At 66.1% G+C, this 20,161-nt stretch carries 22 protein-coding genes; 9 read left to right on the top strand and 13 right to left on the bottom strand.

Annotated elements, in window-relative coordinates; genetic code table 11:
- Positions 1–30: 30 nt before the first annotated feature.
- From AB3X98_RS30975 to AB3X98_RS30985, 3 genes are all read right to left on the bottom strand, one after another.
- Entirely contained in the window at positions 31–732 is a 702-nt protein-coding gene (locus tag AB3X98_RS30975) for an RES family NAD+ phosphorylase (RefSeq protein WP_368605184.1), read from the bottom strand.
- Complete coding sequence (locus AB3X98_RS30980; protein ID WP_028202945.1) at positions 729–1,157, bottom strand: MbcA/ParS/Xre antitoxin family protein; 429 nt, start codon at positions 1,155–1,157, stop codon at positions 729–731. The genes AB3X98_RS30975 and AB3X98_RS30980 overlap by 4 nt, the downstream gene beginning before the upstream one ends.
- A gap of 262 nt (positions 1,158–1,419) precedes the next feature.
- Positions 1,420–2,271: a LysR family transcriptional regulator gene (locus AB3X98_RS30985; protein WP_368605185.1), complete on the bottom strand. Its 852-nt coding sequence runs from the start codon at positions 2,269–2,271 to the stop codon at positions 1,420–1,422.
- A gap of 100 nt (positions 2,272–2,371) precedes the next feature.
- Between AB3X98_RS30985 and AB3X98_RS30990 the strand changes: the two genes are divergently transcribed.
- Positions 2,372–2,755, top strand: coding sequence for a tautomerase family protein (locus tag AB3X98_RS30990; protein WP_368605186.1), 384 nt, complete (start codon positions 2,372–2,374; stop codon positions 2,753–2,755).
- Positions 2,756–2,821: 66 nt separating this feature from the next.
- Here AB3X98_RS30990 and AB3X98_RS30995 read toward each other — a convergent pair whose 3' ends face one another.
- On the bottom strand, positions 2,822–3,373 hold the full coding sequence (locus AB3X98_RS30995; protein ID WP_368605187.1) for a TetR/AcrR family transcriptional regulator: 552 nt from the start codon (positions 3,371–3,373) through the stop codon (positions 2,822–2,824).
- Positions 3,374–3,566: 193 nt separating this feature from the next.
- Here AB3X98_RS30995 and AB3X98_RS31000 point away from each other — a divergent pair, with 193 nt between their 5' ends.
- On the top strand, positions 3,567–4,178 hold the full coding sequence (locus AB3X98_RS31000; protein WP_176732813.1) for a DUF3313 domain-containing protein: 612 nt from the start codon (positions 3,567–3,569) through the stop codon (positions 4,176–4,178).
- Positions 4,179–4,400: 222 nt separating this feature from the next.
- Positions 4,401–5,915, top strand: coding sequence for an intermembrane transport protein PqiB (locus AB3X98_RS31005; RefSeq protein ID WP_368610364.1), 1,515 nt, complete (start codon positions 4,401–4,403; stop codon positions 5,913–5,915).
- Positions 5,916–5,929: 14 nt separating this feature from the next.
- On the opposite strand, the gene ppk2 is transcribed toward AB3X98_RS31005, so the two are convergent.
- Together ppk2 and AB3X98_RS31015 are read right to left on the bottom strand one after the other, a co-directional pair.
- A complete protein-coding gene (gene ppk2 / locus AB3X98_RS31010; protein WP_368605208.1) occupies positions 5,930–6,967 on the bottom strand; it encodes a polyphosphate kinase 2 in 1,038 nt (345 codons plus the stop codon).
- 256 nt (positions 6,968–7,223) lie between these two features.
- Complete coding sequence (locus AB3X98_RS31015) at positions 7,224–7,442, bottom strand: YdcH family protein (protein ID WP_028202952.1); 219 nt, start codon at positions 7,440–7,442, stop codon at positions 7,224–7,226.
- A 233-nt stretch (positions 7,443–7,675) separates the two neighbouring features.
- On the opposite strand from AB3X98_RS31015, the gene AB3X98_RS31020 reads away from it, so the two are divergent.
- Both AB3X98_RS31020 and AB3X98_RS31025 read left to right on the top strand, forming a co-directional pair.
- Positions 7,676–9,334 carry a CHAD domain-containing protein gene (locus AB3X98_RS31020; protein ID WP_368610365.1) on the top strand — a complete coding sequence of 553 codons (1,659 nt, stop codon included), beginning with the start codon at positions 7,676–7,678 and terminating at the stop codon, positions 9,332–9,334.
- 91 nt (positions 9,335–9,425) lie between these two features.
- Positions 9,426–10,352, top strand: a complete 927-nt coding sequence (locus AB3X98_RS31025) for a TOBE domain-containing protein (RefSeq protein ID WP_368605190.1) — start codon at positions 9,426–9,428, stop codon at positions 10,350–10,352.
- A gap of 35 nt (positions 10,353–10,387) precedes the next feature.
- Here AB3X98_RS31025 and AB3X98_RS31030 read toward each other — a convergent pair whose 3' ends face one another.
- Positions 10,388–11,089, bottom strand: coding sequence for a phosphatase PAP2 family protein (locus AB3X98_RS31030; protein ID WP_069261349.1), 702 nt, complete (start codon positions 11,087–11,089; stop codon positions 10,388–10,390).
- Between the two features lie 286 nt (positions 11,090–11,375).
- Between AB3X98_RS31030 and AB3X98_RS31035 the strand changes: the two genes are divergently transcribed.
- Complete coding sequence (locus AB3X98_RS31035; RefSeq protein ID WP_368605191.1) at positions 11,376–12,557, top strand: PHB depolymerase family esterase; 1,182 nt, start codon at positions 11,376–11,378, stop codon at positions 12,555–12,557.
- 101 nt (positions 12,558–12,658) lie between these two features.
- Positions 12,659–12,838 carry a DUF3563 family protein gene (locus AB3X98_RS31040; protein WP_042269847.1) on the top strand — a complete coding sequence of 60 codons (180 nt, stop codon included), beginning with the start codon at positions 12,659–12,661 and terminating at the stop codon, positions 12,836–12,838.
- Between the two features lie 95 nt (positions 12,839–12,933).
- Here AB3X98_RS31040 and AB3X98_RS31045 read toward each other — a convergent pair whose 3' ends face one another.
- From AB3X98_RS31045 to AB3X98_RS31055, 3 genes are all read right to left on the bottom strand, one after another.
- Positions 12,934–13,737, bottom strand: a complete 804-nt coding sequence (locus AB3X98_RS31045) for a BPSS1780 family membrane protein (protein ID WP_368605192.1) — start codon at positions 13,735–13,737, stop codon at positions 12,934–12,936.
- Positions 13,728–14,735: a homoserine kinase gene (locus AB3X98_RS31050; RefSeq protein ID WP_342946994.1), complete on the bottom strand. Its 1,008-nt coding sequence runs from the start codon at positions 14,733–14,735 to the stop codon at positions 13,728–13,730. The genes AB3X98_RS31045 and AB3X98_RS31050 overlap by 10 nt, the downstream gene beginning before the upstream one ends.
- 173 nt (positions 14,736–14,908) lie before the next feature.
- Positions 14,909–15,316 carry a hypothetical protein gene (locus AB3X98_RS31055; RefSeq protein WP_069261345.1) on the bottom strand — a complete coding sequence of 136 codons (408 nt, stop codon included), beginning with the start codon at positions 15,314–15,316 and terminating at the stop codon, positions 14,909–14,911.
- Between the two features lie 215 nt (positions 15,317–15,531).
- Between AB3X98_RS31055 and AB3X98_RS31060 the strand changes: the two genes are divergently transcribed.
- Positions 15,532–17,058: an AMP nucleosidase gene (locus AB3X98_RS31060; RefSeq protein ID WP_069261344.1), complete on the top strand. Its 1,527-nt coding sequence runs from the start codon at positions 15,532–15,534 to the stop codon at positions 17,056–17,058.
- Positions 17,059–17,159: 101 nt separating this feature from the next.
- On the opposite strand, the gene AB3X98_RS31065 is transcribed toward AB3X98_RS31060, so the two are convergent.
- Together AB3X98_RS31065 and AB3X98_RS31070 are read right to left on the bottom strand one after the other, a co-directional pair.
- Positions 17,160–17,687 (bottom strand): chromate transporter, encoded by a 528-nt coding sequence (locus AB3X98_RS31065; RefSeq protein ID WP_069261343.1) that lies wholly within the window; start codon positions 17,685–17,687, stop codon positions 17,160–17,162.
- Positions 17,684–18,289, bottom strand: a complete 606-nt coding sequence (locus tag AB3X98_RS31070) for a chromate transporter (protein ID WP_368605194.1) — start codon at positions 18,287–18,289, stop codon at positions 17,684–17,686. The genes AB3X98_RS31065 and AB3X98_RS31070 overlap by 4 nt, the downstream gene beginning before the upstream one ends.
- 100 nt (positions 18,290–18,389) lie before the next feature.
- On the opposite strand from AB3X98_RS31070, the gene AB3X98_RS31075 reads away from it, so the two are divergent.
- Positions 18,390–19,316, top strand: coding sequence for a transcriptional regulator GcvA (locus AB3X98_RS31075; RefSeq protein ID WP_368605195.1), 927 nt, complete (start codon positions 18,390–18,392; stop codon positions 19,314–19,316).
- A 77-nt stretch (positions 19,317–19,393) separates the two neighbouring features.
- Here the strand turns inward: AB3X98_RS31075 and AB3X98_RS31080 are convergent, their stop codons facing one another.
- The gene (locus tag AB3X98_RS31080; protein WP_342946997.1) at positions 19,394–20,161 is read right to left on the bottom strand and encodes a TIGR00730 family Rossman fold protein; all 768 of its coding nucleotides are present in this window, start codon (positions 20,159–20,161) and stop codon (positions 19,394–19,396) included.

The raw sequence follows: 20,161 nt of genomic DNA on the forward strand, positions 1-20,161 counted from the left end.
CGCCTGCCGGTCTCCCGTTGGCCGCTCGGCTCATACGATGCGGTTCAACTCGAACACCATGTCGATGGTGTGCCCATTCCAGTTGTATTCCAGATACGCCGCGTGATGGCATGCGCGCAGCAGCGTCGTGCTGAAGGCGGCGAGACATTCGCCGTCCTCGTCGCGCACCGAGGGATACGCAATACCCGGCGCACGCGCCTCGCGGGCGGCGCGGCCTAGCGCCTGGCCGGCCGTGTAGTCGTCGGGCGAGAGCACGCCCGGGTCGAGCGCGGGGTCATCGCGCAGATCGATTACCTCGCCGTGTGCGATCACCGTATAGAGCCGCATTTGCTGACGGATGGGCGGCTCGTTCGTGGCCGCGAGAAAAAGCCCCGAGTGATAGCGCGTTTCCGCCACGGCGGTCGCGCGCGAGCGCGCGCAGTAGAACACGCCGTAGGTGCCGTCGGAAAAACGGCTGCCCTGCGGACTCAGATGCGTGAAAGCCGCCATGATCGGCCCGTAGCCGGGGCCGAAGCGGCGCTCCTCGCGCGGCACGAGGTCGAGGTCGCCGGTTTCGGTGCGCAGCCGGTCGTTGGTGAGCGCTTCGAGCGCGTAAAGCGCCTCGAAGTCGTCCGCGGAAGCCACGCGGTCGAACAGGTTCACGGCTGGAAACCGGGTGGGGATCACTCTGAACGCGGGTGACCAGGTGAGATGCGCGCTGCGCCAGCGGTCTTGCCAGTTCGTTTGCGTCACGCCCAGCCGCCTCGCATTGCGTCGAGATACTGGCGCACCGCCACGAGGTCGCTCACGTTGCCGGCCAGCATGCGGTCGAGCGCGCGCCGTCCGCCAAAGGGCGGTGCGCTGTTGGGGCGCTTGATCCAGGTGTCGGCGGAGGTGGGTTGGGGCAGGAGAATCTGCAACGCCTTGTAGATGCCGAGCAGCAGCGAAAGGCGTTCGAGTGTGTCGCGGCCCAGCCGGGCGGTTTGCGGGGACTGCTTCCACTTGAAGAACGTGGATCGGCCCGGCGAGCCGAGCAGAATAATCTGCTCTTCGGCGCTCAGGTCCCAGTCGCGCGCAATGTTGAAGAACGCCCTGAGCCCCGCCGCCGACATTTCGGTGAGCGAGGGTTCGGCGCGGGGGCGTCGCGACGGTGTGACGGAAGCAGTGGCGGGTGACATGGTGGTCGAGTCCTGAATTGAACTTTTAGTAGATATTAGTCCATATATGGATTATTGCAAGTTTTGACTCGGTATAATCCTCGCCGGACATTGGGACGGCTTTGGGGAGAGGCGAGGTGCGGGCAGGTGTATTGATGGCTCACGCCCGGCGAGGCCCACGCGGCAGCCCGTGTGCATCATCCCGCTTCCGGCGCGGCGCCCGCGTCCAAAAGTGCGATTCCCATGCCGCACGCGCTGCCGCCCATCCTGAGCTGAACGCTATCTAGCCCGTGCCGAGCCCCGACGCGAACAATTGCAGCGTCGCCGCGGTTCGCGGCTCGCGCACCCGCGAGTGAAGCAGGACCTGCGAAACCGGCAGCGCGGGCAAACCGAGCCGCGCGCCGACGTCGATCAGTTCGCGCGGCGCGACCCGGCGCGCCAGCGGCGAAACCGCGAGACCAGCGGCCAGCGCCGCGCCCACCGCGGCGACACCGCCGCCCACGAACACTTCGGTCCACGCCACGCCCGCGGCGTCGAGCGCGCGAATCGCTGCGGCCCGCACCGCGCATGGCGCGGCGAGCAGCGCGAGCGGCAGCGCCGTGCCGGACTGCCACTGCCATTGCGGTGCGGCGAGCCAGACGAGCGGCTCCGCGAAGAGCCGACGGGCATCGCCGCGCGGCGCCTCCTCTTCCTCCTGACGGACGATGACGGCATCGAGCCGCCGCTCGTCGAACTGCGCGAGCAGATGCGCCGAGAGCCCCAGATGCAGCTCGATCACGAGCCCCGGATCATGGACGCGAAGCTGGGCGAGCTGGCGGGCCAGGTTGGCGTCCGCAACATGCTCGCTCAGGCCGAGCGCGAGCCGCCGCTCGTCGCCCGCAAGCGCCCCGAGAGCGCGCTCATGCGCGCCCAGCAGGTCGCGCGCGGCGGCGAGGAACGTGAGGCCATCCGCCGAAAGCCGCACGACGCGCGGCGTGCGTTCGAGCAACTGCTTGCCCAGATGCGCCTCGAGGCGCTTGAGCTTGAGGCTCACCGCCGATTGCGTGGTGTCGAGGGCGTCGGCGGCACGCGTGAAGCTGCGCAGCTCGGCGACGAGCACGAAGGCGCGCACGGCGTCGAGATCCAGTGGTTTCATTTCAGATGAAAATGGATGAAATATCTATCTATGCCTGTTTATTATGATAGATCGCACCTAAGCTGATGTCATGTCAAACCCACCGAAGCAGGAGATCGACATGCCGTTCACTCGTATCGCGGTTCGCGCAGGCAAGCCCGCCACGTATCGCAAGGCGCTCACGCAGGGCATTCACCAAGCGCTGATGGAGGTGTTCAAGGCGCCCGAAGACGACATCTTCATGATCATCACCGAGCACGATGCCGATAACTTCGTGTTCGGCCGGCACTATCTCGGGATCGAGCGCAGCGACGATCTCGTCATGATTCAGATCGCCGTGAACAACACGCGCGGGCAGGAGCAGAAGAAGGCGCTGTTCGCGCAGATTGCCGAAAACCTCGCGCGCGATCCGGGGGTGAGGCGCGAGGACGTGTTCGTGAATCTCGTGGATGTCGCGCGGGAGAACTGGTCGTTCGGGAATGGGGTGGCGCAGTACGCGACTTGAGCGCGGAGCGTGCCGCCTGTCGCGGCCGTCAGCCTGCCGCGCGATTGCTCCCGCGCGGCAGCCACGTCACCACTTCTTCTCGTCGAGCAGGCGGTCGAACAGCCGTTCCCGCAGCGCGTCGGGCACGGCCGACAGGCCGAGCAGCGTGCTGAACGCGATGCCGCTCGCGGCGAAGTAGCGTAGCAGCGAGAGTTCGAGGTCGCGGGCCTCGGCCTGCAACTGTTCCATCTTGGCCGCGTCCTGGGCCTTCAGGTCTTCGAGCAGCGCCGGGCTTTCGACCAGGGCCGCGAGCACGGCGCGCGCGACGGAGTCCGGCTGGTTGATCGACTCCCTGAAAATCGCGATCTGCGCCGAAAGGACCGGTTCTGCCCGGGCCTGGCCGCCCGCTGCCAGGTGATCTTGCGCGATCTGCTCGAATTGTTCCCGCTGACGATCCAGCAGCGCGCGCAGCACGCCCAGTTTGTTACGGAACTGGTGTAGCAATCCGCCTTTGCTGATGCCGCTTTCGCGCGCGAGCGCATCGAATGTCAGTCCGCCGACCCCGTCGCGGGTCAGGATCGCAAGCGCCGCGTCAATCGCCTTTCTGCGGGAAATCTCGGAACGTGTCTGGTTATCCATGGGCGCGATTGTACCCCTGCATCATTCCACAAACAAACCGGATAGACGGTTTACATCCTCCGAGACCGATGCTACGCTTCGTCTCGTCGTGGACTCGGCCGGATGCCAGGCGGTATCCGGCAACTTTTAAAAGGATGCCTTCGTGCTCAACAACCGTTTTCTTCACATGTCGTCGGCTTGCGTAGTACTCCTGATGTTGTCGGCGTGTGCGGGCGTGCAGCCCGTGGCCTATAACAGCCTCGCCTCGTCCTCCCAGCTCAAGGAGAACCGGGATCACGACGCCGCGCAGACGCCATTCCGCTATGCGGCGCCGGTGCTCTGGTCGCGCTACTCACAGGTCATCGTCGATCCGGTCGCGGTGTATCAAGGCGCCGACAATCAGTTCGGCGACCTGTCGGACTCGGACAAGGACGTGCTCGCCGCCTACATGCACAAGACGTTTGCCGACACGCTATCGAAGCGTTTCGACCTGGCGACCCAGCCGTCGCCCGCGACGCTGCGCGTGAAACTCACGTTGACCGGCGCGGAGAAAACGACTGCCCTGATCGGCCAGGCGATGCATTTCGACATCGCGGGCAATCTCTACAACGGCGTTCAGGCGATCCGGGGCGGCAAAGGAGCGTTTAGCGGCTCGGTGTCGTATGCCGTGGAGGTGTACGACAGTGCGTCGGGGCGTCTGCTTCGCGCCTACGTGACAAAGCAATACCCGAACGCGATGAATCTGCCCGCTGCCTTCGGCTCCCTGAGCGCGGCCGAAACCGGCATCGACAAGGGCGCCGATGCGCTCGTCGAGCAGTTGCGCTAACGGCGAAGCCGCCTGAGCGCAAAGGGCGCCGCCGGTCCGAACCCCATCGACTTTCTCGCCAGATCTTCAACGCACCGTGAGTCTCTTCAGCTTCTTTGCATGCGCGGTTGGCCATGCGCTCGCCTTCGCATCCCGATTTGCGAGGCGCGTGTGGCATGTCGTCGTGGGGAAGTTGTGAGTGACCGGCGGTGGTTGCATGCCGCAGTCTGGGCCGCGTGGGTTTTGGCGAACCTGGCTGGCGGCCTGATGCTCGCTCAAGCGCTGTCGCAACGCAGCACCCGTGTAACCGTGAGCTTCGTGTCGGGCGCCGGGCTCGTCGCCGGCAAAACGCCGGTGCGATATCGCGGCGTGGTCGTTGGCCGGCTCGAGCATCTGCGTTTGTCCGCGGATGGTCAGCGCGTGGATGCCGAACTGAGGCTCGATGCGGCCGGACCACACATCGCCATGTGCGGCACGAAATTCTGGGTCGTGCGTCCGCGCATCGACGTGAAGAACATCTCCGGGCTCCTGACCGCCGTATCGGGAACCTGGATCGACGTCGATATCGACATTCATTCGCCCAGGGCGTGCTACACATTCACGGGCTTCGACACGCCGCCGGCCATCACCAGCGACGCAGAGGGCACGCGTTTCGTGATTCGCGCCCCAACGCTCGGCTCGCTGAATGCCGGCTCGCCCGTTTATTTTCGCGGTGTGCAGGTCGGGGAGGTGCTCGGCTATTCGCTGGTGACCAGTGGCGACAACGTCCGTATCGGCGTTTTCGTCATGAGACCGTTCGATCGTCTGGTCACGTCCGATACGCGCTGGTGGCAATCGAGCGGCGTCGAACTCAAGCTCGATTCCAGCGGCATGCGGCTGGAAACGCCGCCGGCCGCGGCGCTGCTCGCGGGCGGCCTCGCATTCGATACGCCGCGTGGGAGCGTGCGCCCAGTGTCCGCGACGAGCGTCGAGGATTTCCGGCTCGCGGAAAGCCGCACGGACGCGATGCGCGCCAACGAAGGTCCGCCTGCCGTGGTGCGCATGCGCTTCGCGCAGTCGGTGCGAGGGCTGTCCGTTGGCGCGCCAGTCGAATTCCGCGGCGTTGGATTGGGCACGGTCACGGCAGTCGCTATCGACCTCCAACCCGAAAGCGGACGTTTCGACATGCTGGTCACGCTGAGCCTGTATCCCTCGCGGCTCGGCCGCAACTACCGCGACGCGCTCGGCGACGGTGCGGGAACGGCGGGCAAGAGCCTGCTGCACCAGCTCGTCGTTCAGGGACTGCGCGGCCAGCTACGCACGGGAAGTCTATTGACGGGGCAGAAGTACGTCGCACTCGACATCTTCCCACACGCACCCGCGGCGCGCGTCGACACGGAGCGCTCGCCGGTCGAATTGCCGACGGTGCCCAATTCACTCGAGGAGCTTCAGGACCAGGTGTCGAATATCGTGCGCCGGCTCGACCGCATGCCGCTTCAGGCGATCGGGCGCAACCTGGACGCGTCGTTGCAGCAGTCGAATGTCCTCTTTGCGCGGCTCGATACGGAGCTCGTACCGCGTGCGCGTTCGACGCTCGAATCGGCGCAACGGGCGTTTCGTTCCGCGCAAGCGATGCTCGACCAGGATTCGCCGTTGCAGAGCGACGCTCATCAGGCGTTGGCCGCGTTGCGGCGTACGCTGGCCAGCCTGAACGCCTTATCCGATTACCTCGAACGCCACCCCGAGGCATTGATCTGGGGGAAGCGCGCAGACCCGTGAATCGGCAAGGCCGCCTACGGCGCCCGACTCACCAGCAACGGATCGACCACCCCGATCGCCTCTGCGTCCCGGCTCGCATAAGGCAGCTTGTGCAGCACGAATCGCATGGCATTGAGCCGCGCGCGCTTCTTGCAATCGGAGCGAACGACCGTCCACGGCGCATCGGCGGTGTCCGTCTGCGAGAACATGGCCTCTTTCGCCAGGGTGTACGCCTCCCACTTGTCGAGCGAAGCGAGATCGACGGGACTCAGCTTCCATTGCTTGAGCGGATGCACCTTGCGTTCCTTGAAGCGTCGCCGCTGCTCGGCACGGCTCACGGAAAACCAGAACTTGATCAGGTGGATGCCGCTCCGGATCAACTGCCGTTCGAACTCCGGCACCTGCTGCATGAAATCGGCATATTCCTCCGGCGAGCAGAAGCCCATGACATGCTCGACGCCCGCGCGGTTGTACCAGGACCGATCGAACAGCACGATTTCTCCGGCTGAAGGCAGATGCTGCACATAGCGCTGGAAATACCATTGGCCGCGCTCGACTTCGGTGGGCTTTTCAAGCGCGACGACGCGCGCGCCGCGCGGGTTCATATGCTCCATGAAGCGCTTGATCGTCCCGCCCTTGCCGGCCGCGTCGCGGCCCTCGAACAGGATCACGACGCGCTGACCGGTTTCGCGCACCCACGCCTGGAGCTTGAGCAGTTCGACCTGCAGCCGGTACTTCTGGCGCTCGTAGGCGCGGCGCGACATCAGGTTGCGATACGGATAGCCGCCTTCGCGCCAGCCGGAGGCGAGTTCCTCGTCGGGGTGGCGCGAGCGCGAGTTGCGCCAGTCGGCGGGGTTGCCTTCGAGGATCAGACTGCGCAACTGGGCGGCTTCGTCGGGCGACATGCCTTGCATCAATGCTGCGATCGACTCGAGCAGCATGGCGGGCGGATTGTGCCCGGCGCGAGTGCGCGCGACGAGATCATGGACAGCGCCTGCGATCGTCTCGCTCGCGGATTCGACGCCACTGTCGACGGTGCGCAATTCGGCACTGTGGGGCGTGACGAGCGGCAGTCGTGCGGCGGGGCTGGCGGCGTCGGAAGCGGGGTAGGGAATGGATTTGGGCATGGTGTCGGCGGATGCGGGGATGGGAGTGCATGCGGAGTGACTCGCATTCAACGCGGATGCATCGAAGGCGCGCGCGGCAATGGCACGCAGGGAAGTCGTCGGGGCTTGATTGGCAGGGCGGCGCCGAGGCAAAAGCCTGCGCGCCGCTGGCCAGCGCCGGCCCGCTTGTCCAGCTAACGGCCAGTGCTGGACGCCGGCCGGCTCAGGCGTTTGCCGCCTTTTTGAGGATGAGGTAGAGCGAGTCCTTCAGTTGAAGCTTTTCCTTTTTTAGCTGCTCGACTTCCATGCCGTGCGAAGCCACGACACCCGCTTCCATGTTCTTGATCTGCTGGTCGAGTTCGTTGTGACGATGAAAAATCCGGGCGAAATGGTCGTCCTGGATCTTGAGGCGCGAAATCAAATCTCTGTACTCAGGGAACACTCAACACTCCTTACAGACAGGCAAATGGGAGAAATTGGCAGGTCGTTATTTTTCCACCGTCTGGTCGTGGCAGTCTTGACCATCATCAGACTCCGATTGCCCGAAGGGTCAGGGACGTTACCTGGGGCATCGGGGCGCGCTCGCGTGTACCATCAATCGCGTCGTCGCAGTTCCTGGTTCTCCATCCGCTTGCACTGTTCCAAGCCGTCGCCCGACAGAACCCTGGAGCGTTCATGGATCGCGTTCTGGAAATCGTGCTGGATGTCGTGATCCCGGCAGCGCCGGATAGAAAAAACGCAAAAGCCGTCGCCGCCACGGGAGCGGCGTCCAGGGCGCACGCCAGCCCGAAACCTTCGGAGCGGGCCGCCAGCCTCGGCGCGGCATTGCCGATGCTCGTGGCGCTGCCCGACGCGCGCGAGCGCGTGACGACGGTCGCCTTCGACCGCGGCGGGGTCCTTCGGCGGCTCGGCTGGCGCGTGGCGGTCGAATCGCGCGGCGACACGCAGCGCGTTGTCGTGTCGAGCCGACGCGTTCATACGCCTGGGGTTACCGTGGTCGCACCGATCTTCGAGGCGGCGCTCGATGCGAACGGCATCGCGCATGCGCTCTTCGACGCCGCGCCCGAGCCGTTTCGCGAGGCGCTGGGCAGCGCGGACGATCTCGCTCCATCGGCCACCCTCGTGGCGATGCGCAGCCGCTGGCAGTGGCCGCGCGATGGCATCGACGTATTGCTTACGCTCGACGAAGACTTGCACGAGCCGTCGGCAGCGCAGCAAGAAATGGTGGCTCGGGACACTCACGGCGCGGATGCGGCGCCCCCGCCCGACTTGTCCGCCTTGCACGAGTTGCGCGTGAGCGCGCCCTGGCCCGAAGGCGAGGACGAGCGGCCTATCGTCGATGCGCTGTTTGCCTGTGCCGGCGACCTGATCGGGGCGCTCCCCGCATTCGTGCGGCTGACCGACGCGCTTGAGCGCGCCAGCGCCGGCAGCGTGACCGGCGACGCCGAAGCCATCAAGGCCGAAGCCGTGGATCTGGCCGGCGCGGCCACCGCCGAGGCCGCGCTCGTGGCGATCGGGCGCAACATCAGCGTGCAGTGGTTCGGCAATGACGCGGGCGTGCGCGACAGCACGAACGGCGAGTTCATCCATCAGATGCGCGTCTCGCAGCGGCGGCTGCGCACCGCCATGCGCATTTTCTCGCGCTGGTGCGACGAGGCGTGGGAGACGCGCATCGAGCCGGAGCTCAAATGGCTCGGCGGCCTGCTCGGCGATGCGCGCGACCGCGATGTCTTCGTCGAATCGACGCTGCCTGCGCTCGCTGCCGCCGACGTCGAGCCGGGGCGCTGGGACGCGATTCGCGACGCGGCCAACGCGCAGCGGCTCGCCGCGCGCGCGCGGCTGCGCGAGGCGCTGGCCTCGCAGCGCTATGCGCTCGCGGCGCTGGCGTGGCTCCAGTGGCTCGACTTGCGCGCGCGACGCGCGCACGACGCCGGCAGCGCCGGGTTTTCGCTGCATCGCCAGGCGAAGAAGCGCGTGCGGCGCTACTACGACCAGCTCGCGAGCACGCAAAAGCTCACGGCCATCGACGAGGCGAGCCGTCATCGCGCGCGCATCAATGCGAAGTATTTGCGCTACACGATCGAATTCTTCGCCACGCTCACGTCGCGCCGCACGCGTATGGAGGTGGCGCGCGCGCTAGCACGGCTGCAGAGCGTGCTCGGCGACGGCAACGACGCCGCGGTGGCCCTGCGCTATCTCGAGCGCATGGACGCCGAGCCGTATCAGCTTGGGTTCGCACGCGGCTGGTGCGAGGCCGTCAAGCGCTATACCGCGAAGGAGGGCGAACGCCTGTTACGCGAACTGGGCGCGCCGAAGGTGGTGCGCGGCGCCTGACGTGCGTCTCTATAATCGCTGGCGCGGATTCGCGGTTTGGCGAGCCGCGCCGAACCATCGTTCGTTCGTCTCGTTTTGGCTTGTGTTGCGCATGATGAATCCCACTGAACTGAACTCCCCATCCGCCGGAGCCGGCCAAGCCGACGCCGGCTCCACTGATACATCGACACCCACCGAGGCGCCGGAACTGGGTCTGGGCGGCTCGGTCTGGTTTCAGTCCGGCCAGCAGATGCTTGGCGGCGCGGCGCGCATTGCGCTGCTGGAAGCCATCCATGCAACCGGTTCGATCACAGGCGCCGCGAAAGCGGTCGGCATGAGCTACAAGGGCGCCTGGGACGCCGTCGACGTCATGAACAATCTCGCGGGCGAGGCGCTCGTGGTGCGCGCGACGGGCGGCAAGGGCGGCGGCGGGACGACGCTCACGCCGCGGGCGCTGCGGCTCGTCGAGACGTTTCGCGCTATCGAGCGGGAGCACCAGCGCTTTATCGAGCGTGCGGCGCACGCGCTTGGGGCCGTTTCGGGCGAAGGCGGCGACGCGCACGCTGGCGGGTTCGCGCGCGACCTCGCCGTGCTCGGCCGCTTCGCCATGCGCACGAGCGCGCGCAATCAGCTCTTTGGCACCGTCTCGGGGATCGTGCGTGGTGCGGTGAACGACGAGGTGTCGATCGCGCTGCCCGGCGGCGAGGGCATCGTCGCCACGATCACCCACGAGAGCGCCGAAGCGCTCGGCCTTGCCGCAGGCGCGCCCGTGGTGGCGCTCGTGAAGGCGACGTCGGTCGTGCTGGTCGCGAGCGCGGCAGACGCGGAGCGGCTTTCGGCGCGCAACCGGCTCAGCGGGACGATCGAGGTTGTGCAACGTGGCGCCGTGAACGCCGAAGTGACGCTCGCCCTGCCGGGCGGCACCGTGATCGCCGCGATCGTGACCGAAGCGAGCGTGGACGCGCTGGGATTCGTCGCAGGGCAAGCGGCGACGGCCGTGTTCAAGGCTTCGAGCGTGCTGCTAGGCGTGGCCGGTTGAGCGGCGTCGAACGGGGCGCCGCCCATCAGGCGGCTTCAGGCGTGGCGCTGGGCGGGCGGCGTGAGGCCGTTGCGGGTTTGCGAGACGGGCGCGACCGGCGCGCGGTTGGCGCGGTTGGCCTTCCATTTGGCACGCACGTAGGGCCGGTCGTGACCCGAAACCGTGAGCGCGATGTGCGTGACCCAGCGATGCGTGGGCACATGCACGTTGTGCAAGGCGACAGTCAGCGCCGCGAGGCTCAGCGCGACGGCCGCCGCCGAAATTCGCCGGGCTTGCGCCTGCCACCAGTAGCGCGCGAACACGAGCGCGGTGAGTGCCCCGACCACGCAGCCCGTGACAGCCTCGGAAGGCGAGTGAGCGTCGAGCACGACGCGCGAGAGCGCGACTGCGAGTCCCACCGCGAGGCCTATGGTCACGCCCGTGGCGCGCACGAAGGACGGCGCGCCTTGCAGCATCAGGAAAAACGCGACGGGATAGACGGCCGTGGACAACATGGCATGGCCGCTGATCCCCGTGAAATCCAGTTCTCTTACCCCCACGCCCCAGCCGAGAAACGCGATCTTGGTGAGCGTCACCAGGCCGATTGCCAGACCGAGCACAAACACCCAGCTCGCCGCCATGCGCCACGAGTAGCCGACTATCAGCCACAGCGCGATAGCCAACGCCAGCGGCAGGGTGAGGCCGGCGCCGCCGAGGTTGGTAATCGAGTACCAAAGGTGAAGGGGCAAATCTGGCATGGTCCGCGCTGCCGGCTGGCTGAAGAGGATCCTGGGGTTGCAGGTGCTTAACCGCTACTTCATAGCGACTTAACGCGCGAGCCGCCTGGCTGGCCGACACGCGCGTGAGACACGCATCCAGTATAGCTGCCTCGCATAGACGAAGGCGTGCCTCGACGAACGAACGCGCGGACAGAACCCAGCCTGTTCGATCTGCAGCGTCATCCAAATGGTGTTATTGTGCGTTGCACAACGACGGATCGCGGCAAAACGCCACGATGTGACAGACCCTTTTACGAGGCCATAGATGACGAAAAATCTGACGAAGCTATGGGCAGGTGGCATGCGACGTCTGCTCGCCATCCAGACCGGGGCGACCCGCGACGCCCTGAAAGGCGCGGGGATCGATGCACCCAAGCCGCAGGCAATCTGGCGAGCCGCTCAGGCCGCAGCCGAGCAGGCGGCCAGGCGCGTCTCGCCGGGGCAGGCGCGCAGCGGCGCGCCGGTGCGCGAGTCGCGCGTGGGTCCGCGTGCGGCCGCTTGGGCCGCGGGCGAATGGCGCCGCGCGGATCACCTTGTACCGGCGAACGACCTGCATGCGGGACGTTCCCTGCCTTACGGGCTGTACCTGCCGACGGCGCGCAAGACGCGGGGCATGCCGCTCGTCGTGATGCTGCACGGCTGCAAGCAGTCGATGGATTCCTTCGCCGAAGGCACCCGCATGAATCTGCTCGCCGACCGTCATGGCTTCGCGGTGGTGTATCCCGAGCAGTCGGAACGCGCGCATCCGCATAAATGCTGGCATTGGTACGACTCGCGCGACGCGGCGGGCGGCGGCGAGGCGGCATCCGTCGTTTCGCTGGTCGATGCGCTCGTCGAGGAGCATGGCTTCGACCGCTCGCGCGTCTATCTGTCCGGTTTGTCAGCGGGAGCAGGGCTCGCGATGCTGCTCGCGGTGCGCTCGCCCAGCCGTTTTGCCGCCATCGCGCTGCATTCCGGCCCCGCTTTCGGTGAGGCGCGCTCGGGCGTGACGGCGCTCGATGTGATGCGGCGCGGCGTGCACCACGATCCAGTGGCGCTCGTCGATACCCAACTGGGCGAGCGCATCCATCCGGGCATGCCCGCGATCGTCGTGCAGGGCGAGGCGGATGCCGTCGTCGCGCCCGTCAACGCGGAACAGCTCGCGCTGCAACTGCTGCGTCTGAACGGTCTTGCGGATACGCGCGGCGTGCGTCAAGGCGTCGTGTCGCGCGAGACCTTCAAGGACGGTTATCGCGAGCAGGATTACGAGCTAGACGGCGCGAGTGTCGTGCGACTGTGTCGCGTGGCGGACCTCGACCACGCCTGGAGCGGCGGCGACGACACCGTACCGTTCCACTCCTCGACGGGACCGGACGCGAGCACGTTGATCTGGGACTTTTTCGAGGCTCATCGCCGCGAGGCCTCCGACGAGGCCTACGACGCCGAATTGACACAGGACGTTGGTTAAAAGCGACTACGGGCAATTTAGGTGTTTACCCTTAACAGGGTTTACCCTATAATGGCTTCATTCGATTCGCGGGCACGTGCCCGTCAAAGAAGGGCCAAATCATGTACCTGCTCAGCCGTCTTTTCCTTTTCCTCTCCGAAACTGCAGAAGCTCGCCGCCAGCAGCGCGAGGAAGCGTACCTCGCGCAGTCCGTCGATATCTACGATCTCGAGTTCCGCATGCGCAAGATGGATCGCGAGAAGGCCACGCGCCACCCGTCGTGGATGAACCATTACGGCTAAGCAGGAATGCAGCCCCCGCTAACGGGGCAAAATGAAAACGGCGCCAAAAGGCGCCGTTTTTGCGTTTTGAACTTGAAGGACTACCGCGCCGCCGGTCAGTGTCCCGAGTCCGGCATTTCCGCGGCCTGCTTTTCCTGCACGCCAAAGCAGCCGCGATAGGTCGCGTAGAACGAGCAATAGAGCATCGTCGTCACGATGATGAGCGCGGGCATCAGGATCGCCACCGTGAAGTCGCCGGCGCCGAGCGCGCGCAGCAGCGTCGACAGGCCGATCGATACGACCGTCGAGACGGCGAACCACAGCGCCCCATACACCATGAACGCGCCCTTGTTGCGCCAGCAGCTCACGATGCTGAAGAACAGGGCCTTCACGGGCGGCACGTCGTGCCACGCCGTGAGCACGGGCGCAAACCAGAACAGCATCGACACCGGCACGTAGCAGAGCAGCGAAGCAAGCACCGCGAGCGGCACGTCGCTGTTGGCGAGCGCTTGCGCGTCGAGGTCGCCGCCGATCGTCATCAGCCGCAATAGCGCGCCGCCGTCCACGAACGCAGACGCGGCCAGCACCAGCAACATCGCCCCCACGTAAATCGCCCCGAGCACCAGCAGTTGCTTCGCCACGTTGCTGCCGTACGAACGAAAGCCGTCGATCAGAATGGTCGGGAACACCGGTTTGCCCGCGATCGTGTTGCGGCACGCCGCCATGAAGCCGACGGCCACGCCGGGCACGAACAGCAGTGGCAGCACGCCGCCGATCACGGGAATGGCGGAAATCAGCGTCATCGCCAGCAAATAGGCGAAAAACAGCGTGAGAAACGCGAGCGGATTGCGGCGGAACAGCCAGATACCCTGGCGGAACCAGACGTAGCCCGTCTTCGCGGGGACTTCAATTAGTTGCATGGGCGATGGGGCAAGGCGTGATGGGAACCCGCCTCGCTGCCGGCGAGGCGCTCGCGCAGGATGCGCTCGAAGTGGCCGGGATCGTGCGGCTTGAGCAGTTCGGCCGAGCGCGGCAGGTGGAAATCATACAGGCGCGAGACCCAAAAGCGGTACGCGCCTGCGCGCAGCATGTCCATCCAGTGCCGCGTTTCCTCGGGCGTGAATGGGCGCACGGTCTGGTAGGCGCGCAGGAGCGCGTCGGCGCGCGCCGTGTCGAGCTTGCCGGTGGCGAGGTCGACGCACCAGTCGTTCACGGTCACGGCCACGTCGAAGAGCCACTTGTCGCAGCCGGCGAAATAGAAGTCGAAGAAGCCGCCCAGCCGAACTTCGTGGCCCGGCGCCGGGTGCGAGTGCGCGAACATCGCGTTGTCGCGGAACAGGTCGCAGTGGCACGGACCGCCCGGCAGCGCCGCGTAGTCGGCCGAGCCGAAGAATGCGCGCTGATGGTCGAGTTCGCTCGTGAGGAGGGTGCGCTGGGCGTCGTCCAGAAACGGCAGCACCGTCGGCACCGTTTCTTCCCACCATGAAAGGCTGCGCAGATTCGGCTGGTCGCCGCGGTAGTCGCGGCCCGCCAGGTGCATACGCGCGAGCATCTGGCCCACTTCCGCGCAGTGCTCCACGCCGGGCGCGAGTTCGGGCTTGCCTTCGAGCTTCGAGACGATGGCCGCGGGCTTGCCGTGCAGCAGGCCGAAGAGCGCGCCGTCCTTGCGCGGCATGGGGTCGGGTACCGGCACCCGATGCGAGGCGAGGTGCCGCATCAAGTCGAGGTAGAACGGCAGTTGTTCGGCCGTCAGCTTTTCGAAGATCGTCAGGACGTATTCGCCGCGCGTCGTCGTCAGGAAGAAGTTGCTGTTCTCAATGCCGGACTGGATGCCGCGAAATTCGACGACATCGCCGAGATCGTAGTCGCGCAGCCATTGGGCAAGCTCTTGGTCGGTGACAGCGGTGAAGACGGCCATGCAAGAAGGTCGGTTGATTGGTAATGGCGGGTCGGCGAACGCTGCGAGGTGCTGCCCGAGGGGCTTGCAGGCGTGTCCGGCTCAGGCGCGATGGCCGCAGCCCGGCTCAAGGGGCGGCGCACATGGCGTTGGCGCGGGCATGCCCAACAAAGGCATGCGCGCGCCCGGATGGCTCAGTAATGCAGGTTGATCGACGGCAGGCGTGTGCTGGCCTGGCCGTTGTTGCGCACTTGCGGCGAGGTGTCGGGGTTCGCGCTCATCGTGTAGCGCGTGCCGAAGTTCGAATGCACGTTGATCTCGACGGGCTTGCCCTTGTCGCGGAACTCGGTGATTTCGGTGCCGTTCGGGCTCACTTCGTGATAGCTGGGCACGCGCGGCACGTCGTTGATGTCGACCTTCGAGGTGACGCGTGCGGCCGGCTTGTTGTTGATCGCAGCCAGATCGGGCAGGCCCGCGCGTTCGTTCTCCGATTGCGCGGATTGTGCCTCGACGGCGGTCTTTGCGTCGTCGGCCGGCGCGGCCATGGCGACCCCGCTGAAAGCGAGCGTCACCGCGACGGCGGCAAGAAGGTGCGACTTCATGGTCATTCTCCGATGGGATGCCCCAATTCTAGCAAATCCGGGCGCTTTGCCCCATGTCGCTCAAGCGCTGCGGCCCGCGCCCGGCGGGCGGTGCGCGGCGCTCGCAGCGCTCTCGCGGCGGGTGCTCCAAAAGCCCTCGGCGCGGCCAGGTCCGTCGCCAGAAAGTCGCACCTTCCGTGGTAATGTGGACCCATCAAACGGAGAGGCGAACGAAGATGAACAACGATAGCTACCTGCGGCCCCTCATGACGCCGGCGCACGACTTCCCGGACGAGTTTTTCGAAGACGCCGCCGACGCTGTGGCGCGCCTCTCGAGCATCTACGAAGCGAATACGTCGTTCCTGCGCGATGCGTTTGCGCGCTATCGCCGCGGCGAGGCATTCGAGCGCCGTGTGCGCGCGTGCTACCCGTTCGTGCGCATCCGCACCAACGTCAACACGCATATCGACTCGCGCCGCTCGTACGGTTTCGTGGCGGGCCCCGGCGTGTTCGAGACCACGGTGACGCGGCCCGATCTTTTCGGCAATTACTATCGCGAGCAGTTGCGTCTGCTGGCGAAGAACCATCATGTGGGCATCGAAGTGGGCGTGTCGGATCAGCCGATTCCCGTGCACTTCGCGTTCGCCGAAGGCATCCACCTCGAAGGCGATCTCGACCGCGAGCGCCTCTTCGCCATGCGCGACGTGTTCGATACGCCCGATCTCGCGCAGCTCGACGACCGCATCGTGAACGGCACCTTCGAGCCGGAGCCCGGCGAGCCGCATCCGCTTGCGCTCTTCACCGCGCCGCGCGTGGACTTTTCGCTGCATCGGCTCCGGCACTACACGGCCACGTCGCCCACGCACGTGCAGAACTACGTGCTCTACACGAACTACCAGTTCTATATCGACGAGTTCGTGAAGCTCGGCCGCGCGATGATGGCGCATACCGACGACGCGGACCTGCGCAACTATCGCAGCGAATACACCTCGTTCGTCGAGCCCGGCGACGTGGTCACCTACAACGCGAACCTGGGCGAACAGGACGACGAAGGCACGGCGCCCGCGCGCCTGCCGCAAATGCCGGCCTACCACCTCAAGCGTGCGGACGGCAGCGGTATCACGATGATCAACATCGGTGTGGGACCTTCGAACGCGAAGACGATCACCGACCACATTGCCGTGCTGCGTCCGCATGCGTGGATCATGCTCGGCCACTGCGCGGGCTTGCGCAACACGCAGCGTCTGGGCGACTACGTGCTTGCGCACGGCTATGTGCGCGAGGATCACGTGCTCGACGCCGACTTGCCGCTGTGGGTGCCGATTCCGGCGCTCGCCGAAGTGCAACTCGCGCTCGAGCGCGCGGTCGCGGAGGTCACGAAGCTCGACGGTGTGGAACTCAAGCGCGTGATGCGCACGGGGACGGTGGCGAGCGTCGACAACCGCAACTGGGAGCTGCGCGATCATCGCGAGCCGGTGCAACGCCTCTCGCAAAGCCGCGCGATCGCGCTCGACATGGAAAGCGCAACCATTGCCGCGAACGGATTCCGCTTTCGCGTGCCGTATGGCACCTTGCTGTGCGTGTCCGACAAGCCGCTGCACGGCGAACTCAAGCTGCCGGGCATGGCCGATTCGTTCTATCGCGCGCAAGTCGATCAGCATCTGCAGATCGGCGTGAAGGCGATGGAGATCCTGCGCACGAACGGCTTGCACAAGCTCCATAGCCGGAAATTGCGCAGCTTCGCCGAAGTGGCGTTCCAGTAGCCGCTTGATGGCTGGCCGGCGCGCGGTGAGCGCCGGCCAGTCTGTCGAATTGCGCTGTTGCCTTTTATCAATTCGGATGCCGAATCATTCGCCGGCGTCGCTTACTGCCCGAACCCCGTCAGCCCAATCAAACTTCCCGCGCCAAGCAGCCACAGCGGATGAATCTTCGTGCGAAACGCGAGCACGGCGCACACGCCGGTAATCGCCCAAGCGATCCACGATGGATCGGAGGCCCGCGCGATCAGCACGGCGCTCGCGGCCACGAGACCCGCCGTCACCGGCACGAGGCCCTTTTGCGCGATGCGCCGCCACGGGCGGTCCTTGAAGCGATCCCATGCATGCAGCGCGGCGATCGTGACGAGCGACGACGGCCCGAACTTCGCGATCGACGTGACCAGCATGCCTGCCCAGCCGGCCACGTGCCAGCCCACCAGCGTCACGACCATCATGTTCGGGCCCGGGGCGGCCTGGGCGAGCGCGAATAGCGCGCTGAACTCGCTCGCCGGCATCCAGTGGTGGACCTCGACGACCTGACGCTGCATCTCGGGCAGGATCGTGTTGCCGCCGCCGAAAGCGAGCAGCGAGAGCTGGCCGAAGATCGCGGCGAGCGCAACGAGTGTGGCGCTCATCGCGAGCCTCCTTCCTTGCGTGCCGCGCGTGCCGCGAGCGCGATGCCGATTGGCGTGAGCACGAGCATGGTGGGCAAGAGCGGCGTGCGCAGCACGGCAATGGCTACGAAGCCGAACGTAGCGACGACGGCCGCGGCCGGATCGCGCCGCAGCGGCAGCACGATTTTCAGGGCCATCGAAACGAGCAGCCCGGCGGCGGCCGCGGCGAGCCCCACGAACAGATGCCGCACGTGCGGGTCGTCTTGCGTGCGCTCGTAGAGCACGCCGAGCCCGATCACGACGAGCGACGGACCCGCGATCAGGCCGAGGATGCCGGCGAGCGCGCCGCGCCATCCCTGAAAACGCATGCCGAGCGCGACCGAGAGATTGATGACGTTGCCGCCCGGCAAAAACTGGCAGAAGCCGAGCAGATCGGTGAACTCGCCGGCGGTGAGCCAGCGGCGCTGCTCGACGATGGTGCGGCGCGCCAACGGCAGCGCACCGCCAAACGACGTGAAGCCGAGCCCGAGAAAGCCGAGGAACAGATCGCGTACCGACGGCGTGTGCAGGCCGTCGTCCGCGCCATGTCCGGCTGCGGCGGGCGATGAAATGGGTTGTTTCATGAATGGAAGGGACCTCTGAGGCAAGTTCGGAGATTAAGCCCAATCGCGCGCGCGGCAAAACGATTTCTATGGCGCGCTCTTGTGATCTACACTCACAAGCATGGCACGCTCCCTTCCTCCCTTTCCCGCGCTGCGCGCGTTCGAAGCCGCTGCACGGCACAACAGCTTCTCCGCTGCGGCGGGCGAGCTCAATGTGACTCACGGTGCCATTAGCCGGCAGGTGGCCGCACTCGAAGCGTGGGTCGGCGTGCAGGTGTTTCACCGGCACGGCAAGCGGGTCGCGCTGACCGAGGACGGGCGGCGCTACCTCGCCGCCGTGCAGTCGGCATTCGACGACATCGCGCGCGCAACGAGCCAGTTGCGCGACACGGGCGTGGTGCACGTGCTGCGCGTGAGCGCGCTGCCTACCTTCGCGATGAAATGGCTGCTGCCGCGGCTCTCGCAGTTTCAGCGCCTCGCGCCGAACGTCGAGTTGCGCCTGTCGACTTCGAACGCGCCGGTCGAGACGCTCGAAGGCTTCGACGTGGCCGTGCGGCGCGGTCCGGCCCACTGGCCCGACTGCGAGGCCGGTCATTTTCTCGACGAGATGGAATTGCCGGTATGCAGTCCAGCGCTGCTCAAGCGCGCGCCGATTCATCAGGCGAGCGATCTTGCGCGTCACGTGCTGCTACATTCGGACACGCGGCCCGATGCGTGGCGCACCTGGCTTGCGGCCGCAGGCGTGAAAGCCAAATGCCGCAAGAAGCAGTCGTTCGATCACTTCTATCTGGCTTTGCAGGCTGCCGTGGATGGTCTGGGCGTTGCACTCGGCCCGCTGCCGCTGCTCGACGACGAACTCGCGTCGGGACGTCTCGTCACGCCGCTCGCGGGGCCGCATCTCGACGCGCGCGGCTACTGGTGGGTGGCGCGCCGCGAGGTGGCGCAAGCGCCGCTCGTCGTGCAGTTTTGCCGCTGGCTGGAGGAGCAGGCGAGCGCGCGGGCGCCGCTCGGTGCGTCCGGCGTGCCCGCAAGCGCGGAGAAAGCATGAGGGGAGTGATGCGCTGAAGCGCGAGCGGTGCGAAGGCCTGCGAAAACATTAACCGCAGGCCATCCGCAAGCGGTGCATCAGAGATAGAACATCCGGTCTTCGTCGGAGTCGCGGTCGCTGCGCGCCGGATGCTCCTTGCCGGTATCTTCGGCGGTGTCCGCATCTTCGTAGAACTTGAGAACGGCTTCGAGCACCTGGTCCGGGTCGTCGATCACCTGCATCAGGTCCATGTCTTCGGGATTGATGAGACCCATGGGCACGAGCGCCGAGCGGAACCAGTCGAGCAGGCCCTTCCAGAAGTCGGCGCCCACCAGAATGATGGGCACGTGGCGCGACTTTTTCGTCTGGATGAGCGTGAGCACTTCGGCCAGTTCGTCGAGCGTGCCGAAGCCGCCAGGCATGACGATCACGGCGTCCGAGTTCTTCACGAACGTGACCTTGCGCGTGAAGAAATGGCGGAAGCGCAGCGAGATGTCCTGCCACTGGTTGCCCGACTGCTCGTGCGGCAATTCGATGTTCAGGCCGACGGAAGGCGACTTGCCCGCATGCGCGCCCTGGTTCGCGGCTTCCATGATGCCGGGGCCGCCGCCGGAGATCACGGCGAAGCCCGCATCGGACACCTTGCGCGCGATGGTGGTGGCGAGCTGAAAGTACTCCGACTCCGGTTTCAGGCGGGCGGAGCCGTAGATGCTGACCGCCGGCCGGATCTCGGACAGGTACTCGGTCGCCTCGATAAACTCTGCCATAATCGTGAACATCTGCCACGATGCGCGCGCCTTCTTGGCCGTCGCGCGCTCTTGATCTGCGAGTGAACGCAGACTCGGAATCACTTTTCTCTTGTCCAT

This window comes from Paraburkholderia sp. BR14312, assembly GCF_040948675.1.
In the GTDB taxonomy this organism is placed as follows: Bacteria; Pseudomonadota; Gammaproteobacteria; order Burkholderiales; family Burkholderiaceae; genus Paraburkholderia; species Paraburkholderia nodosa_A.

What these genes read in the sequence shown, in the direction of transcription:
- AB3X98_RS30995 (WP_368605187.1), bottom strand. Translation starts at nt 3,373, where the DNA reads ATGGATAACCAGACACGTTCCGAGATTTCCCGCAGAAAGGCGATTGAC.
- AB3X98_RS31035 (WP_368605191.1), top strand. Translation starts at nt 11,376, where the DNA reads ATGACGAAAAATCTGACGAAGCTATGGGCAGGTGGCATGCGACGTCTG.
- AB3X98_RS31070 (WP_368605194.1), bottom strand. Translation starts at nt 18,289, where the DNA reads ATGAAACAACCCATTTCATCGCCCGCCGCAGCCGGACATGGCGCGGAC.
- AB3X98_RS31080 (WP_342946997.1), bottom strand. Translation starts at nt 20,161, where the DNA reads ATGGACAAGAGAAAAGTGATTCCGAGTCTGCGTTCACTCGCAGATCAA.
- AB3X98_RS31040 (WP_042269847.1), top strand. Translation starts at nt 12,659, where the DNA reads ATGTACCTGCTCAGCCGTCTTTTCCTTTTCCTCTCCGAAACTGCAGAA.
- AB3X98_RS31060 (WP_069261344.1), top strand. Translation starts at nt 15,532, where the DNA reads ATGAACAACGATAGCTACCTGCGGCCCCTCATGACGCCGGCGCACGAC.
- AB3X98_RS31000 (WP_176732813.1), top strand. Translation starts at nt 3,567, where the DNA reads ATGTTGTCGGCGTGTGCGGGCGTGCAGCCCGTGGCCTATAACAGCCTC.
- AB3X98_RS31045 (WP_368605192.1), bottom strand. Translation starts at nt 13,737, where the DNA reads ATGCAACTAATTGAAGTCCCCGCGAAGACGGGCTACGTCTGGTTCCGC.
- AB3X98_RS31055 (WP_069261345.1), bottom strand. Translation starts at nt 15,316, where the DNA reads ATGAAGTCGCACCTTCTTGCCGCCGTCGCGGTGACGCTCGCTTTCAGC.
- AB3X98_RS30990 (WP_368605186.1), top strand. Translation starts at nt 2,372, where the DNA reads ATGCCGTTCACTCGTATCGCGGTTCGCGCAGGCAAGCCCGCCACGTAT.
- AB3X98_RS31020 (WP_368610365.1), top strand. Translation starts at nt 7,676, where the DNA reads ATGGATCGCGTTCTGGAAATCGTGCTGGATGTCGTGATCCCGGCAGCG.
- AB3X98_RS31030 (WP_069261349.1), bottom strand. Translation starts at nt 11,089, where the DNA reads ATGCCAGATTTGCCCCTTCACCTTTGGTACTCGATTACCAACCTCGGC.
- AB3X98_RS31075 (WP_368605195.1), top strand. Translation starts at nt 18,390, where the DNA reads ATGGCACGCTCCCTTCCTCCCTTTCCCGCGCTGCGCGCGTTCGAAGCC.
- AB3X98_RS30985 (WP_368605185.1), bottom strand. Translation starts at nt 2,271, where the DNA reads ATGAAACCACTGGATCTCGACGCCGTGCGCGCCTTCGTGCTCGTCGCC.
- AB3X98_RS31050 (WP_342946994.1), bottom strand. Translation starts at nt 14,735, where the DNA reads ATGGCCGTCTTCACCGCTGTCACCGACCAAGAGCTTGCCCAATGGCTG.
- AB3X98_RS31025 (WP_368605190.1), top strand. Translation starts at nt 9,426, where the DNA reads ATGATGAATCCCACTGAACTGAACTCCCCATCCGCCGGAGCCGGCCAA.
- AB3X98_RS31065 (WP_069261343.1), bottom strand. Translation starts at nt 17,687, where the DNA reads ATGAGCGCCACACTCGTTGCGCTCGCCGCGATCTTCGGCCAGCTCTCG.
- AB3X98_RS30980 (WP_028202945.1), bottom strand. Translation starts at nt 1,157, where the DNA reads ATGTCACCCGCCACTGCTTCCGTCACACCGTCGCGACGCCCCCGCGCC.